We start from the raw sequence: 15,175 nt of genomic DNA on the forward strand, positions 1-15,175 counted from the left end.
TCGCAGTGCCTGCGGCCGCCCCACCGGGCTTACCAGTCTTCCTTCACGGCCATCACCGCATCGCGCCCGGCAGCGGCCCGCCCGGCGAGCCAGGCCGTCACCGTGCCCGAGACCACTACGGCCGCGCACAGCGCCGCCAGCCGCCAGGGCGGGATGCGCAGGTCCATGGTCCAGTGAAAGCTCTGCGGGTTCACCACATGCACCAGCACCACCGACACGGCCAGGCCCAGCAGCAGGCCCGCGACCGCGCCCACCCCGGTCCAGGCCGCGCCCTCGGCGGCCACCACGGCCAGGATCTGGCGGCGCGTGAGGCCCAGGTGTGCCAGCAGCCCGAACTCCTTGCGCCGCGCCAGCACCTGGGCGCTGAAGCTCGCGGCCACGCCGAACAGGCCGATGCCGATGGCCACGGCCTGCAGCCAGTAGGTGACGGCAAAGCTGCGGTCGAAGATGTGCAGCGAGCGCTCGCGGATCGCGCTGGCGGACATGAATTCCAGGGGCAGCGTGCCGGTGCCACCGGTCGCTGCCAGGTCACGGATGGCTTGCTGCAAGGCCGCCAGGTCGGCCCCTTCCCGCGGCCACAGGGCCAGGTCGCTGGTGCGCGCATCGCCCGTGAGACGCAGGTAGTCCGCCCGGTCCAGCGCCACCGCGCCCGACTGGCGCGCGTAGTCGCGCCAGACCCCGGCGATGAAGAAGCGCGGTGCATCCACCTTGGTGCTGAAGGCCCGCGACAGCCCATCCCACTGCATGCCCGGAGCCAGGCCATAGAGGTCCACCACGGCCTCGCTGATGTAGATGCCCATGCTGCCCGCAGGCACCGGCAGGGCCGTGCCCACCAGCGGCAGCTGGCGTGCCGGGTCGGCACCCAGCGGGCGGCTGATGAGCATGAGCGCAGGGCGCGAGGGGTCGAGCTGCAGGGGGCTGGCGCGCAGCGGCTGCACGCGCGCCATGCCCGGCAGCTGTGCCACGGCCTCGGCAAAGCCGGCGGGCAGCAGGGCCGCTTCGCTGCCCGCCCCGCCCAGGGCCGAGCGCACATACAGCGGCGAGGGCAGCACCCCGTCGAGCCACTGTGCGACCGAGCCGCGAAAGCTCGAGACCATCACCGTCAGTGCCACGGCCAGGCTCAGGCTGGCCACCACACCGCCCACGGCAATCGCGGCGCTGCCGCGCATGCGGCGCGCGCGCTCCAGCGCCAGCAGGGGCAGGGCGTGCTTCGCGGCCAGCGGCTGCAGCCGCGCCAGTAGCGCCGCCATGCCGCGGGGCAGCAAGGCGATGCCGCCCACGAGCAGCAGCGCAATGGCGCCGTAGGCCGCCAGCGGAATGCCGCCCAAGGGCGGAGCGAAAGACAGCGCCACGCCTGCCAGCACCAGGGCCAGGCCCACGCTGCCCCGGTCGGCCCGGGCGCTGGCGCCGCCCAGGCCCTTGAGGGTTTGCGCGGGTGGCAGGCTCTGCGCTGCGCGCGCCGGCCACCAGCCACCGGTCAATGCGGCGGCAATGCCCAGCGCGCCATAGATGGCTGCGGCCGGCGCGCTCCACTGCAACGCCGGCTGCACGCCCGCGAAGTAACCGCCACCCAGGTCGCCGCCCAGCAGGCGCAGTGCCGCCGCAGCCAGGCCCGTGCCCAGCGCGATGCCTGCCACGCTGCCCAGCACGCCCAGCGCCGCCGATTCGGCCAGTACCAGGGCCAGGCGCTGGCGCGGCGTGGCACCGAGCACGGCCAGCAACGCGAACTGCGGCCCGCGCTGGGCCACGCTGAGCGCCAGCACCGAAAACACCAGGAAGGCCCCTGTGAACAGCGCCACCAGCGCCAGCACCGTGAGGTTGACGCGGTAGGCGCGCGACAGGTTGCTGATGCGCTGCGCCGCGTCGCCGGGCTCGGCCAGCAGGGCCTGGGCCGGCCAGCCGGGCAGGGCGCGCAGCCCCTGCGCGAAGGCCGTGCGGTCGGTACCGGCCTGCAGCTGCAGATCGATGCGGCTCAACTGGCCGCCGCGGCCGAACAGGTCCTGCGCGGCACCGATGTCCATCACCGCCAGCGGCGCACCGCCCGCGCCCACGGTGCCCGCCACGCGCACGGCCAGGCGCTGCTGGCCGGTGTGCAGCGTGATCTGCGGCAGGGATGTGCCGGCCGCGCCGGACGGTGCGGTGGACAGGCCCAGCGCCTGCAGCGCCGAGGGGTTGAGGAACACGGTGTCCGGCGCAAACAGCGCAAGGCGGTCTGCGCGGGCCCAGGGGCGCGGCATGAGGGCCGGGGCCATGCCGGGCAACAGCAGGGCATCGGCCCCCAGCACGCGCAGTGGCACGCGCGCGGCCTGGGCCCCCGAGGCCCCGGCGGGCGCTGCCACGGCCGACAGCTCCAGCACCGGGCTGGCCCGTGTCACCTGTGGGTGCGTGGCCATGCGCCCGTACCAGGCTTCGTCCAGGTGGCCCTGCATGGCGCGCAGCTCCAGGTCGGGCTGGCCATTGACGGCACGCACCGCCTGCGAGAACTCATCGAGTGCCGAGGCATTGATCACGTGCACCGCAAAGGCCAGCGCCACGCCCAGCATCACGGCGACCACGGCCGCCAGGCTGCGCCATGGGTGGTGGCGCAGGTCCTGCCAGGAGAAGGTGCGCAGCAGGGCAAGCATGGCAGGTTGTGGCTGCGGTGTCAGCCCGCGCCGATGCCGCCGCTGGTCAGCCGCAGCACCCGGTCGGCGCGTGCGGCCGCCGCGTCCGAGTGCGTGACCAGCACCAGCGAAGCGCCGTGTTCGCGTGTCTGCGCGAGCAGCAGGTCCATCACCCGCGCGGCGGTGGTGGGGTCGAGGTTGCCCGTGGGTTCGTCGGCCAGCAGCAGGGCGGGGCGGTGCACCAGGGCGCGGGCGATGGCCACGCGCTGCAGCTGGCCACCGCTGAGCTGCTGGGGCAGGCGCGCGCCCAGGCCTTCGAGTCCCACGGCCGCGAGCATCTGTTGCACGCGCGCGGGTTCGTTCTGGCCCAGCAGCATCAGCGGCAGGGCCACGTTCTGCGCCACGTCCAGGTGCGGCAGCACGTGGAAGGCCTGGAACACGAAGCCCACCTGCGCACGCCGCCACAGCGCGCGCGCCGTGTCGTCGAGCGTGCCCAGCTCGGTGCTGCCGTGCGTGATGCGCCCGGTGTCCCAGGTATCCAGGCCCGCCAGGCAGTTGAGCAAGGTGGACTTGCCCACCCCCGAGTCGCCCACGATGGCCACGAACTCGCCGGGCTGCACGGCAAAGTCGACACCGGCGAACACCGTGGCCTCGCCATAGTGCTTGCCCAGGCCGCTGACGGTGAGCGTGGCCGTCGTCATGGCGCGGCCGTATCCAGCCGCGCCAGCACGGCCTGCACCAGCGCCGCCGTGGCATCGGGCTGGTCGCAGGCGATGGCATGGCGCGCGGGCATGCTGCGCAGCCAGGTGATCTGGCGCTTGGCCAACTGGCGCGTGGCGGCGATGCCGCGCTCGCGCAGGCTGTCCATGGGGAAGTGGCCGTACAGGCTTTCCCAGGCCTGGCGGTAGCCCACGCAGCGCATGGAGGGCAGGTCCGGGTGCAGGTCGCCGCGCGCGTGCAAGGCCTTCACCTCGTCCAGAAAACCGGCCGCGAGCATGGCATCGAAGCGCAGGGCGATGCGCGCATGCAACCACGCGCGGTCCCCGGGCTCCAGGCTGAACAGGGCGGTGCTGGCCGCCAGGGGGCTGGGTGCGCGGTCCTTGGCCAGGTGGAAGCTCGACAGCGGCCGGCCCGAGACATGCCACACCTCCAGCGCGCGCTGGATGCGCTGGCTGTCGGCCGGCGCCAGCCGCGCCGCGGTGACCGGGTCCACGCGCGCCAGCTCGGCATGCAGCGCGGGCCAGCCCTGCTCGGCGGCCTGGGCTTCGATGCGTTCACGCACGCCAGGGTCGGCGGCGGGCATGTCGTCGATGCCGTCGAACAGCGCCTTGAAGTACAGCATGGTGCCGCCCACCAGCAGCGGCAGTGCACCACGTGCGCGGACCTCGGCGATGAGCCGGGTGGCGTCCTGCACGAACTCGGCCGCGCTGTAGGCCTGCAGCGGATCGCGGATGTCGATCAGGTGGTGCGGCACGGCGGCCAGCTCGTCCGCCGTGGGCTTGGCGGTGCCGATGTCCATGCCGCGGTAGACCAGGGCCGAGTCCACGCTGATGATCTCCACCGGCATGCGCGGCGCCAGCACGGCCGCCAGCGCCAGGGCGCCTGCGGTCTTGCCCGAGGCGGTGGGGCCGGCCAGCGCGATGGCTGGAAGCTGCTCAGGCGCGCTCACCCGGGTCTCCGAATTTCTGCACCAGCGTCCACGAGAGCACGGCCAGCACCACCGACCAGAACCAGATGCCGTTGACCAGCGGCCACACCGTGCCATCCAGGCGCAGGCCCAGCCAGGCACCGATGCCGAAGGCCGCCAGCATCATCATGAAGCCATTGAGCGCCGAGGCCACGCCGGCGGCTTGCGGGAACGGCCCCACGGCACCACTTTGCCCGCAGGGCTGGTGGATGCCATGGGCCAGCATGAACAGCGAGAACGGCAGCAGCAGGGCCACCGGGTGGTGCCAGCCCATGAATGCGACCAACGCCATCAGCGTGCCCCCCGCCAGGCTCAGGCCGCCTGCGATGGCCACCGAGCGCTTGAGGCCGAAGCGGGCCAGCAGCCTGCGGCACAGGAAGGTGCCTGCGAAATAGGCCACGCAGGCCGACGCCATGGCACCGCCGTACTGCGTGCGCGACAGGCCCAGCACGTCGATGAAGACGAAGGACGAAGACGCGAGAAAGGTGAACAGCCCGCCATAGGTGGCCGTGGTCTGCAGCGAAAAGGCCCAGAAGGTCGGGGTGCGCAGCACGTGCAGCCAGGTGGCCACCAGGGTGGCGGGCTGCAGCGCGCGCGGGTTGCGGTGCACCAGGGTTTCGGGCAGGCGCAGGGCCACCAGGGCCAGCGTGGCCACGGCATACACCGTGAGGGCCGAGAGCGAGGCGCGCCAGCCCAGCCACTCGGCCAGCAGGCCGCCCAGCGGCGCGCAGATGCAGGCCACGAAGCCCAGGCCGGTGAGCGCCTTGGACATGGCGCGCGCGCCCTCCAGTGGGGTGTACAGGTCGCGCACGATGGCGCGTGCGCACATCACCACCGAGCCCATGGCCGCCCCCTGGGCGATGCGCCACAGGATCAGCAGCGACATGTTGGGCGCCAGCACGCTGCCGATGGAGGCCACGGTGTAGATGGACAGGCCCACCAGCAGAATGGGCCGGCGGCCGAAGCGGTCCGACAGCGGGCCCCAGACCAGCTGCGAGGAGCCGAAGGCCAGCAGCAGGCCGCTGAGCGTGAGCTGGGCCACGGACACGGACGAGCCCAGGCTGCGCGTGAGTGCCGGCAGCGCCGGCAGGTACAGGTCGGTGGTGACGGGCTGGATGCTCAGCAGCAGGGCCAGGATCAGGATGGCCAGCGCCGGGGAAATGGCAGCGGGCGCGGCCGGATGGCCGGCGGTGGCGAAGGGGGCAGACATATCTGTCTGAGCGTACCAGATGGGTCGGGACAAACCCGCAGACGGGGCTTTCGCGTCGCTTGCACGACATTGGCAAGACAGTGCGCGCCCTACAGTGACCGCGGCACTGGACGCCGGGCGCGGTGCCACCCCGACCACAACAACAGGAGACAAGCGCATGCACGGCAGCCATCACCCTACGACCCCTTCCCCATTTCGCAACCCCCTGACCACCCTGGCCCGTGCGGCGCTGGGGCTGTTGCTGGGCACGGCCCTGGCGGCCGCCCACGCGCAGGCACCCGCTGCGGCGCCGGCCCTGCCCGCGCCCGAATCGGTCTCGCTCGACAAGCTCGGCTACATGGGCACTTTCCCGCCCGAAGGCGCGCAACGGGTGGACCTGGGCAACTCCTACAAGTACCCGCAGATGCGCTGGGCCCTGCAGCACCTGCGCGAGCTGCAGCCCACGCGCAACATCCGCCGCGGCGCGGCCCCGGCATCGGCCCTGCCGGCCGATCCGCGCCCGCTGGGTGCGTTCGCGTTCGACGACGACAAGGGCCAGCCCATCACCGTGGACCAGTGGCTCACGCGCACCTACACGGATGCCATCGTCGTGCTGCACAAAGGCAAGGTGGTCTACGAGCGCTACGACAACCAGATGAAGCCCTGGACGCCGCACCTGCTGTTCTCGGTCACCAAGTCCTTCACCGGGCTCATGGCGGCCCAGCTGGCGCACGAGGGCAAGATCGATCCCGAGGCACTGGTCACGAAATACGTGCCCGAGCTGGCCGATTCGGCCTGGGGCGATATGAAGGTGCGCGAGGTCATGGACATGACCGGGGGCGTGCGCTTTCGCGAGGTCTACACCGATCCCACGACCGAGATCTTCGGCTACAGCTGGTCGGCCGGCATGCTGCCGCGCCCGCCGGGCTACCAGGGCGCGACCAACATCTACGACTTTCTCAAGACCCTCAAGAAGGAAGGCGAGCACGGCGAGGGCTTTGTCTACCGCACCGTGCATTCCGAGGTGCTGGGCTGGATCGTCTCGCGCGCCACGGGCAGGCACTGGGCCGAGCTCATGGGCGAGAACATCTGGCAGAAGCTGGGCATGGAGGAGGACGCCCACGTGATGGTGGACAGCGTGGGCACGCCGCTGCAGGGCGCGGGCCTGAACGCCACGGCCCGCGACCTGGCGCGCTTTGGCGAAATGCTGCGCCAGGGCGGAACCTTCAACGGCCAGAAGATCTTCGACAAGGCCGTGATCGACGACACGGCCAAGGGCGGCGACCGCAGCAAGTTCCAGTTCCGCGGCATCCAGACCGCACGGCCCGGCTACAGCTACCGCAACCAGTGGTGGGTGCTGCACAACGCCGACGGTGCCTACGAGGCTTCAGGCATCCATGGGCAGATGGTGCATGTGAACCCGGCGGCCGAGATGGTGGTCGTCAAGCTCTCCTCGCACCCCGTGGCCAGTGCGGCCGGCACGCATGCGCTCACGCTCAAGGCGTGGTCGGCGCTGGCGCAGGCCGTTCGGCGTTGAGGCCCACGATGGGCGCGGTATCGCCCTCGTAGCCGGGGGGCGAGAGCCGGAACAGCGAGACCAGGGCCTCGCGGTAGAGGTCCATGCCTACGTCGTTGGTGTTGTGGTGCGAGCCACCCTCCACCAGCACGAAGCGCTTGGGCTCCTGGGCCGCCTCGTAGAGCTTGCGCCCGAGCGCCGGGGCGATCAGGCTGTCCTTGCTGCCATGCACCACCAGCAGGGGCGAGCCGATCTCCGAGACCTTGCGCACCGATTCGAAGCGCTGGGTGATCAGGGCCGACACCGGCAGCCAGCCCCACTTGAAGGTGCTGAGCACCTCGGCGATGCTGGTGAAAGTGCCTTCCACCATCACGCCCTTCTCGTCCTTGACCTCGCGCGCCAGGTCGATGGCGATGGCGCCGCCCAGCGAGTGGCCGAAGAGGTAGCGCGGCGCCTGGGGGTGGCGCTCGGCGAGCCAGTCCCAGGCGGCGCGCGCGTCCTCGGCGGCCATGGCCTCCGAAGGCAGCCCGGCGCTGCTCTGGCCGAAGCCTCGGTAGTCGATGGCCAGCACCGAAAACCCGAGCGCGTGCATGCGCCGGATGCGGGGCGACGAGCCCGCCACGTTCCAGCGCGCACCGTGCAGGTACAGCAGCACCGGGGCGTCGGCCCGCTCCGCCGGCATCCACAGCCCGTGCAGGCGCTCGGCCTTGTCCGTGGCGCGCGATGCGAAGTCGATCCACACGTCCTGCATGCCCTCGGTCACCCCCGTGCCGCCCCAGCTGCGGTTGCTGGGCTGGAAGATCCATTCGCGCTGCTTGGCATCCAGAGTGGAACAACCCGCGCTGACCGCTAGGGCCAGCACCAGGGAGAGCAGAAGGGCGGTGCGTTTCATGGGTGGGACTGACTCGTGTGCGTGCCAGAAAGTTCTGCTTTCCATTGCATGCATCGTGCCTGTTACGCAAAAGGGAGGCCAAGCCTCCCTTTTGTTACCTATTTCCCGCTTTTGGCGGGATTTTGGACGCTGTTGCGGCTTACACCACGCCCTGCGCCAGCATGGCGTCGGCCACCTTCACGAAGCCCGCCACGTTGGCGCCGTCCACGTAGCTCACGCTGCCATCGGCGCGCTTGCCGTAGCGCAGGCAGGCGGCGTGGATGCCCTGCATGATCTGCAGCAGGCGGGCGTCCACTTCCTCGCGTGGCCAGGATAGGCGGGCCGCGTTCTGGCTCATCTCCAGGCCCGAGGTGGCCACGCCGCCGGCGTTGCTGGCCTTGCCGGGGGCGTACAGCACGCCCGCCGCCTCGAAGGCCTTGGCGGCCTCGATGGTCGAGGGCATGTTGGCGCCTTCGGCCACGCAGACCACGCCGTTTCGGATCAGCACGGCCGCGTCGTCGGCGTCCAGCTCGTTCTGGGTGGCGCAGGGCAGGGCCACGTCCACCGGCACATGCCAGGGGCGCACGCCGGCCTCGAACTTCGCACCCGTGCGTGCCGCGTAGTCGGCCACACGGCCATAGTGGTGGTTCTTCACGTCCATCAGGATGGCCAGCTTTTCCGTGGTGAAGCCCTCCTCGTCGATGATGGTGCCGCTGGAATCGGACACCGTGACCACCTTGGCACCGAGCTCCAGCGCCTTTTCCACCGCGTACTGCGCCACGTTGCCCGAGCCGGACACCGAGACGCGCAGGCCGTCGAAGCTGCGGCCCTTCTGCTTGAGCATCTCGGCCGCGAAGTAGACCGTGCCGTAGCCCGTGGCCTCGGGCCGGACCAGCGAGCCGCCGAACGACAGGCCCTTGCCCGTGAACACGCAGTCGGCCCGGTTGCTGAGCTTTTTCATCATGCCGGCCATGAAGCCCACCTCACGCCCGCCCACGCCGATGTCGCCGGCCGGCACGTCCGTGTCCGCGCCCACATGGCGGAACAGTTCCGAAACGAAGGCCTGGCAAAAGCGCATCACCTCGCCGGGGCTCTTGCCCTTGGGATCGAAGTCGGATCCGCCCTTGCCGCCGCCCATGGGCAGGGTGGTCAGGGCGTTCTTGAAGGTCTGCTCGAACGCCAGGAACTTGAGCACCGACAGGTTCACCGAGGGGTGAAAGCGCAGGCCGCCCTTGTACGGGCCGATGGCCATGCTGTGCTGGATGCGGTAGCCGCGGTTGACCTGTACCGTGCCATGGTCGTCCACCCAGGAGACGCGGAACATCACCACGCGCTCGGGTTCCACGAGGCGCTCCAGCAGGCCGTGTTCGGCGTAGCGTGGGTGCTGGGTGATGAAAGGCCAGAGACTTTCCGTGACTTCTGTAACGGCTTGCAAGAACTCGGGTTGGTGGGGGTTGCGCTGCGCCACCTGCGCCAGGAAACTGCCTGCGGACTCGTGCTTCATGTGAGAGAGATGTCTTTCTAGAAAGAGAGGGTGGGAGAAGCCCGGCAAAGGCCCGGACAGCTTGGTCATGTCAAAAAAACATGACATCATGCATTTGACTGCACTGTTTTGGGGATTATGACGCTTTGATTGCACCAATTTGAGGCAATGGTGTTGTGTGTTGCAGGTGCCACCCCCCGTAATGCAGTGCGTCATGCAGATGTCACACGCCGACCCCACAGTTCGGCGATTCCAATCCATGAATGAGGAGAAGACGATGCACAACAACGGTTTGAAGACCGCTCCCCTGGCGCTGATCGCAGCCCTGGCCCTCACGGCCTGCGGTGGCGACAACGATTCCAAGTACCCCACGCTCAATGGCGCCACCCCCCTGGTCGTGGGCCACCGCGGTGCCAGCGGCTACCTGCCCGAGCACACGCTGGAGAGCTACCGCCGCGCCATCGAACTGGGTGCCGACTTCATCGAGCCCGATCTCGTGGCCACCAAGGACGGCGTGCTGATCGCGCGCCATGAGCCCAACATCACGGCCACCACCGACGTGTCGCAGCGCCCCGAGTTCGCCAGCCGCAAGACCGAGAAGACCGTCGACGGCGTCAAGGAGCAAGGCTGGTTCGCGAGCGACTTCACCCTGGCCGAGATCAAGACCCTGCGCGCCGTGCAGCCCATGGCCGACCGCGACCAGTCCAACAACGGCAAGTTCCTGATCCCCACCTACGAGGAAATCATCGAGCTGGCCAAGACCGAAGGTGCCAAGGCCAACCGCACCGTGGGCGTGTACACCGAGACCAAGCACCCGACCTTCCACGTGGGCCTGAACCTGGCGCTCGAAGACCGCCTGCTGGCCATCCTGGCCAAGAACGGCTACACGGCCAAGAACTCGCCCGTCATCATCCAGTCCTTCGAGGTCGCGAACCTCAAGTACCTGCGCAGCAAGACCCAGGTGCGCCTGGTGCAGCTGGTGGACGCCGATGACGTGAAGGCCGATGGCAGCATGTCGCTGGTCGCCCCCTACGACAAGCCCTACGACTTTGCCGTGGCCGGCGATGCCCGCACCTTCGCCAGCCTGCTGACCCCGGCCGGCCTGAAGGAAGTCAAGACCTACGCCGATGGCATCGGTCCCTGGAAGCCGTACCTGATCCCATCGAAGCAGGTGGACGCCAACAACGACGGCAAGCCCGACGACCTGAACGGCGACGGCATCATCGACAACCGCGACCGCGTGATGCTGCCCCCGACCGACGTGGTGAAGAACGCCCACGCCGAAGGCCTGTTCGTGCACCCCTACACCTTCCGCAGCGAACCCAAGCAGCTCGCCTCGGACTTCAAGGGCGACCCCAAGGCCGAGTACAAGCTGTTCTTCAACCTGGGTGTCGATGGCCTGTTCAGCGACTTCCCCGACCAGGCCAAGGCCGCTCGCGACAATTGAGCCCCCCTGAGGCGCTGCGCGCCATCCCCCCAAGGGGGGACGCTCCCAGCGCGGCGGGGCGGCCCTTGCGCGGGAGCGCTGGCCTTTGGCAGCGCCGGTTTTTCCGGTTTTGCCCCTGGCGATCACTTTGTCGGCCCCTTCGGGGCCGATTTCTTTTTAGCGATCTCGAATGCCGTCCCATTGCGGCAGGGGTGGTCTCAGAAGCCGCGCCGGATGCCCGCGCTCAGCAGGGTGCGGCCCTGCTGTCGGCCGATGCTGCCGTCGAGCTGCCACTGGGGCGCCCACTCCCACCGGGCCCCGGTCTGGAAGGTGGGCGCGCTGCCGCGCTGGCCGAAGGCCTCGGCGTGCACGGTAACGGTGCCGAGCGCGCGTTCCACGGCAAAGCCCCAGGCGGGGGCCCAGTGCCGCTCGGGCATGCGCAGTGCGCCCAGGTTGGCGTGCAGGGCACCCCAGGGGGTGGCGCAGGTGCCGATGAGGTTCAGCCCCAGGGTGGTGCTGCCGGGGGCGTGGCGGGTGCGCACTGCGCCGATGCTGCTGGCGGCGTTGCAGCCCTGCTCCTGCGACGGGCTCCACAGCCATTTGGCCTGCAGGCCCTGCAGGGTGGCGTGGCCGCCCAGGTCGCGGGCCAGCACGCCGCCCAGTTCGATCCCCTGCCAGGGCGAATAGGCCGGGGCCAGGTAGGCGGTGCCCTTGGCGCCCCGGGCACCTTCCCACCAGGTTTCCAACTGGCCCCCGGCGGGCTCGGCCACCCCGGCATCGTCCACGCTCAGCGGGCGGCCTGCCTCTGCCGGCAGTGCGATGGCCAGGGCGGCGGCAGCGGTGCTCCACCAGCGGGCTTGCCGGGGGAGGGTTCGGGCCGGGCCCGGGCGTCGTGGGTGGCTGTGCATGGTGGTGCTTGGCTGCGGAGCACGCCGGTGCGGGCTGCTCCGTTGGCTATCTCTGTCTGTGCAGTCACTAACTAACGAACACTAACGCCCGCGCAGGAACAGCGCGTCCAGCTCGCGCATGGTCAGCTGGCGCCAGGTGGGGCGGCCGTGGTTGCACTGGTCGGATCGGTCGGTGGTCTCCATCTGGCGCAGCAGGGCGTTCATCTCGTCGAGGGTGAGCCGGCGGTTGGCGCGCACCGCGCCATGGCATGCCATGGTGCCCAGGATCTCGTTGCGTGCGCGCTGCACCACGGTGGTGGCGTCGTGCGCTGCCAGCTCGGCCAGCACGCTGCGCGCCAGTTCCACGGGGTCGCCCTGGGCCAGCGTGGTGGGCACGGCGCGCACGGCCAGGGTCTTGGGCGAGAAGGGCACGACCTCCAGGCCCAGCATGGCCAGCACGTCGACCGAGGCCTCGGCCGTGGCCACCTCTTCGGGCGTGGCCGCAAAGGTGGCGGGGATCAGCAGCGGCTGGCTGGCGATGCGCGCCCCGCTGTCCACCTGGGATTTCAGGCGCTCGTAGACGATGCGCTCGTGCGCGGCGTGCATGTCCACGATGACCATGCCCTGGGCGTTCTCAGCCAGGATGTACACGCCGTGCAACTGCGCCACGGCCCGGCCCAGGGGCCAGGCGGACTCCTGGCCATCGCGGCCCACGGGCAGGGGCGCATCGCCCGCCGCGCGCTGCTGGGGCCATGGCATCGCGGGGGGGGCCGTTGCGGCAAGGCTGCTGCCGGCAGGGAATGCCGGGCGCTCGGTGACCGCGGCATCGGCCTGCGCGGCCGCATTGCCGGCGAAGCCGGTGCCCGGGGCCGGGGTAGTGGCGGCGGACGGCGTGCCCCACAGTGCCTGCAGGTCCGTCACGCGGTGGCCCACCACCGGCTCGTCGAAGCGCATGGCGGACTGGGCGCGCCAGTCGGGCAGCGGTGTCTTGGCCAGGGTGAAGGGGGCCTGTTCGGTGGCTGCGGGTGCCGCCTCGGCGGCCAGGGCCGCAGCAGCCAGTGCGGCAGCGCGCGGGGCGGCCAGCGCATTCTCCACGGCATGGCGCACAGCCTGGTGCACCTCGCGGCTGTCGCGAAAGCGCACCTCGATCTTGGTCGGGTGCACGTTCACGTCCACGCGGGCCGGGTCGATCTCCACGTACAGCGCATACACCGGCTGCTTGTGGCCGTGCAGCACGTCTTCATAGGCGCTGCGCGCGGCATGCGTGAGCACCTTGTCGCGCACGAAACGGCCGTTCACATAGCAGTACTGGTGGTCGGCGCGCGAGCGTGCCGCATCGGGCAGGCCGGCGCGCCCGGTCACGGTGACGGCACCCGAGCGGTGCTGCACGGCCACCGACTGGCTCACGAAGTCTTCGCCCAGCACGTCGGACAGGCGCCGGGCCAGCGCATCCTGCGCATCGCCCTGGCCCGGTACGAAGGTGGCCCGCCACTGCTCGACCAGCTTGCCCTCGTGCCAGATGGCAAAGCCCACGTCGGGCCGTGCCAGCGCATGGCGGCGCACGGACTCGATGCAGTGTGCGAGCTCCGTGGAATCGGTCTTGAGGAACTTGCGCCGGGCCGGGGTGGAAAAGAACAGCTCCTTGACCTCCACCGTGGTGCCCGTGGCGCGCGCGGCGGGGCGCAGCTCGCCGCTGCGCGCATCCAGCAGAAAGGCCGTGGCCTGGCTGGCCGGGCGCGACAGCAGAGACATCTCGGACACCGAGGCCACGGCGGCCAGGGCCTCGCCGCGAAAGCCCATGGTGGCCACGGTCTCCAGGTCGGTGAGGTTGGTGATCTTGCTCGTGGCATGGCGGCGCAGGGCCACCGGCAACTCGTCCTGCGGGATGCCGCCGCCATCGTCCTCCACCGTGATCAGGCGCACGCCGCCAGCCGACAGGCGCACGGTGATCTGGGTGGCCCCCGCGTCCAGGGCGTTGTCCACCAGTTCGCGCACCACGGAGGCGGGGCGCTCGACCACCTCGCCGGCCGCGATCTGGCTGATCAGCTCGTCGGGCAGGTCGCGGATGGGACGGCGTGCAGTGGGGATGTCGGCAGCAGGGGAGGGGAGGGCGGTGGAGGTCACCCGAGGGATTTTAGGTCGGGTTGCCGTGGGGACTTGCCGGCAGGGGCAGGAGGCCGGTGGGGATAATGCGCGCTGCCTTCACCAGACCCGGACCCCATGGAACTCATCACCTTCCTGATCGACTTCATCCTGCACGTGGACAAATACCTCGAGATGTTCGTGCAGAACTACGGGCCCTGGGTCTATGCGCTGCTGTTCATCATCGTCTTCGTGGAGACGGGCGTGGTGGTCATGCCCTTCCTGCCCGGCGATTCGCTGCTGTTCATCGTGGGCGCGCTGTGCGGCGCGGGGCTCATGAACTTCCCGCTGGCCTGCGTGGTGCTGATCGTGGCGGCCATCCTGGGGGACCAGTGCAACTACTCGATCGGGCGCTACTTCGGGCCCAAGGTCTTCCAGTGGGAGGACTCGCGCTGGTTCAACCGCCGCGCCTTCAACCAGGCACATGAGTTCTACGAGCGCTATGGCGGCGTCACCATCGTGATCGCGCGCTTCATGCCCTTCATCCGCACCTTTGCGCCCTTCGTGGCCGGCGTGGCCGAGATGTCGCGCAGCAAGTTCACCGCGTTCAATGTGGGCGGTGCCCTGCTGTGGGTGCTGGGCATCGCCACGGCGGGCTATTTCTTCGGCAACTTCGCCTGGGTCAAGGAAAACCTGGACAAGATCATCTGGGCCATGATTTTCATCCCCGGGCTGATCGCCATCTTTGGCGCCTGGCGGGCCGGGCGCAAGGCCAAGGCCCTGGCCTGAAGTAAAACACCCCCTGAGTCGCTTCGCGCCTTCACCCCTCTCTCGACTCGCTGCGCGAGTCGGGAGGGGGACGCCCCCAGCGCGGCGGGGCGGCCCTTGCGCGGGGGCACTGGCTTGGGCCGCGCCAGTTTCATGCCCGCGGTTGGCGCGTAGCGCAATGAACCACTGATAACGGTCGCCCCAACGGAAAAGCGCCGGCCATTGTGAGATGGCGGCGCTTTTTTCATGGCCGCGGTGGGGCGGCGAGGACGGCGGCTTAACGGCGATAGCGGCGCTGGTCGCGGTCTTCGCCGATTTCGTGGCCCACCAGGGCACCGGCGGCTGCGCCGCCGATGGTGCCCACGGGGCCGCCGAAGATGGCATTGCCGGCGGCACCGCCGACCACGGCGCCGACACCGGTACCGACCTGTGCATTGGTGGGGTTGGAGGCGCAACCACCCATGGCCAGGGCGGCGGTGGCGGATGCGGCGACGAGAAGGGTTCGAAGGGTGGTGGTCATGGCAGGATTCCTTTGCGGTAGGTGGAGTCAGGCCTGGAAGTCCCAAAGCCCGTGGGCGTTCGGTGTTCGACCTGTGCCTCTACTGTCATGCGCCAGGTGTTTTTGCGGTGTAGGTACCCGGGGGCAGCGGCTGTAGGACCCTG

12 protein-coding genes are annotated in these 15,175 nt (G+C 70.0%); 3 read left to right on the forward strand and 9 right to left on the reverse strand.

Features of this window, described 5'->3' with window-relative positions; translation table 11 throughout:
• Positions 1–29: 29 nt before the first annotated feature.
• Genes AC07PA_RS05650 through AC07PA_RS05665 form a run of 4 tightly spaced genes read right to left on the reverse strand, consistent with a single transcriptional unit; the run spans position 30 to position 5,500 of the window.
• On the reverse strand, positions 30–2,624 hold the full coding sequence (locus AC07PA_RS05650) for an FtsX-like permease family protein (RefSeq protein ID WP_494609258.1): 2,595 nt from the start codon (positions 2,622–2,624) through the stop codon (positions 30–32).
• Positions 2,625–2,644: 20 nt separating this feature from the next.
• Positions 2,645–3,304, reverse strand: coding sequence for an ABC transporter ATP-binding protein (locus AC07PA_RS05655; RefSeq protein ID WP_494609259.1), 660 nt, complete (start codon positions 3,302–3,304; stop codon positions 2,645–2,647).
• Positions 3,301–4,272 (reverse strand): tRNA (adenosine(37)-N6)-dimethylallyltransferase MiaA, encoded by a 972-nt coding sequence (gene miaA / locus AC07PA_RS05660; protein WP_494609260.1) that lies wholly within the window; start codon positions 4,270–4,272, stop codon positions 3,301–3,303. The genes AC07PA_RS05655 and miaA overlap by 4 nt, the downstream gene beginning before the upstream one ends.
• On the reverse strand, positions 4,259–5,500 hold the full coding sequence (locus AC07PA_RS05665; protein ID WP_494609261.1) for a multidrug effflux MFS transporter: 1,242 nt from the start codon (positions 5,498–5,500) through the stop codon (positions 4,259–4,261). The genes miaA and AC07PA_RS05665 overlap by 14 nt, the downstream gene beginning before the upstream one ends.
• Positions 5,501–5,657: 157 nt before the next feature.
• Here AC07PA_RS05665 and AC07PA_RS05670 point away from each other — a divergent pair, with 157 nt between their 5' ends.
• Positions 5,658–7,016, forward strand: coding sequence for a serine hydrolase domain-containing protein (locus AC07PA_RS05670; protein ID WP_494609262.1), 1,359 nt, complete (start codon positions 5,658–5,660; stop codon positions 7,014–7,016).
• On the opposite strand, the gene AC07PA_RS05675 is transcribed toward AC07PA_RS05670, so the two are convergent.
• Positions 6,976–7,887: an alpha/beta hydrolase gene (locus tag AC07PA_RS05675; RefSeq protein WP_494609263.1), complete on the reverse strand. Its 912-nt coding sequence runs from the start codon at positions 7,885–7,887 to the stop codon at positions 6,976–6,978. The two genes, AC07PA_RS05670 and AC07PA_RS05675, sit on opposite strands and share 41 nt — an antisense overlap.
• A 139-nt stretch (positions 7,888–8,026) precedes the next feature.
• Positions 8,027–9,370 carry an NADP-specific glutamate dehydrogenase gene (gene gdhA / locus AC07PA_RS05680; RefSeq protein ID WP_035204318.1) on the reverse strand — a complete coding sequence of 448 codons (1,344 nt, stop codon included), beginning with the start codon at positions 9,368–9,370 and terminating at the stop codon, positions 8,027–8,029.
• 256 nt (positions 9,371–9,626) lie between these two features.
• Between gdhA and AC07PA_RS05685 the strand changes: the two genes are divergently transcribed.
• On the forward strand, positions 9,627–10,796 hold the full coding sequence (locus AC07PA_RS05685; protein WP_007856573.1) for a glycerophosphodiester phosphodiesterase: 1,170 nt from the start codon (positions 9,627–9,629) through the stop codon (positions 10,794–10,796).
• A gap of 197 nt (positions 10,797–10,993) precedes the next feature.
• Here AC07PA_RS05685 and AC07PA_RS05690 read toward each other — a convergent pair whose 3' ends face one another.
• Positions 10,994–11,683 (reverse strand): PA4824 family protein, encoded by a 690-nt coding sequence (locus AC07PA_RS05690; protein ID WP_494609265.1) that lies wholly within the window; start codon positions 11,681–11,683, stop codon positions 10,994–10,996.
• Positions 11,684–11,764: 81 nt separating this feature from the next.
• Positions 11,765–13,786: a DNA mismatch repair endonuclease MutL gene (gene mutL / locus AC07PA_RS05695; RefSeq protein WP_494609266.1), complete on the reverse strand. Its 2,022-nt coding sequence runs from the start codon at positions 13,784–13,786 to the stop codon at positions 11,765–11,767.
• Positions 13,787–13,882: 96 nt separating this feature from the next.
• Here mutL and AC07PA_RS05700 point away from each other — a divergent pair, with 96 nt between their 5' ends.
• Positions 13,883–14,533 (forward strand): DedA family protein, encoded by a 651-nt coding sequence (locus tag AC07PA_RS05700; RefSeq protein WP_007856569.1) that lies wholly within the window; start codon positions 13,883–13,885, stop codon positions 14,531–14,533.
• A gap of 256 nt (positions 14,534–14,789) precedes the next feature.
• Here the strand turns inward: AC07PA_RS05700 and AC07PA_RS05705 are convergent, their stop codons facing one another.
• Positions 14,790–15,032, reverse strand: coding sequence for a YMGG-like glycine zipper-containing protein (locus AC07PA_RS05705; RefSeq protein ID WP_007856567.1), 243 nt, complete (start codon positions 15,030–15,032; stop codon positions 14,790–14,792).
• Between the last annotated feature and the right edge of the window lie 143 nt (positions 15,033–15,175).

Source organism: Acidovorax sp. GW821-FHT09B03 (genome assembly GCF_059418305.1).